1 protein-coding gene and 1 pseudogene are annotated in these 566 nt (G+C 44.5%); one reads left to right on the forward strand and one right to left on the reverse strand.

What is annotated here, in order from left to right:
• Positions 1-149 precede the first annotated feature (149 nt).
• Positions 150-380: an isochorismatase family protein gene (locus tag F8R90_RS23475; RefSeq protein WP_331000698.1), complete on the forward strand. Its 231-nt coding sequence runs from the start codon at positions 150-152 to the stop codon at positions 378-380.
• Here the strand turns inward: F8R90_RS23475 and F8R90_RS33085 are convergent.
• Positions 363-566, reverse strand: a pseudogene (locus tag F8R90_RS33085) (RNA-guided endonuclease TnpB family protein); the annotation flags it as partial. The gene F8R90_RS23475 and the pseudogene F8R90_RS33085 sit on opposite strands and share 18 nt — an antisense overlap.

Consider the following 566-nt stretch of genomic DNA (forward strand, 5'->3'; position numbering starts at 1 on the left):
GTTAAAAAAACTACAACCAAGCCCCGCAAAGAGCAATCAGAATCTGCTTAGTAGTGTAGATTTTCATCTCTGAAGTCTGTTTCTTTTCAACTCAGCGTTGCTGAGTCTTTTCTTGTTGCCTAGTCTAAACTCCAGTTAAACAGAGGAATATTGATACTGTGGTAATCTCTGGATACATGACTCAAATGTGTTGTGATACAACTCCTAGACAAGCCTCCCATCTAGGTTTTTCTGTAGAGTTTCTTTCTGATGCAACAGGAACCCTCGCCTTCACAAATAATGCAGGCGTTGCTACTGATGAAGAACTTCATAGGGCAACTTTAGTTTCTCAAGATACCTTTATTATTGACATCCTCCCGGCGCTAATCAGGAGTACCTGATATAGCGGGGGATTCCAAAGATCGCTCTTTGGACTTCCTCTTTCCGCGACCCGACTTACTTGGAGGAGTTTCCTCACCCACGCAGAGGTCGATGTCTCCAGAGGCGATTAACGTTCCTGTGTGCCCCACAGTACGGAGTCCAATTTCAAGAATATTCAGCGCTGCATTATGGTCACGGTCTAAGGC

Origin of the sequence: Nostoc sp. NZL (genome assembly GCF_015714705.1) — a bacterium.
GTDB lineage: Bacteria > Cyanobacteriota > Cyanobacteriia > Cyanobacteriales > Nostocaceae > Nostoc > Nostoc foliaceum_A.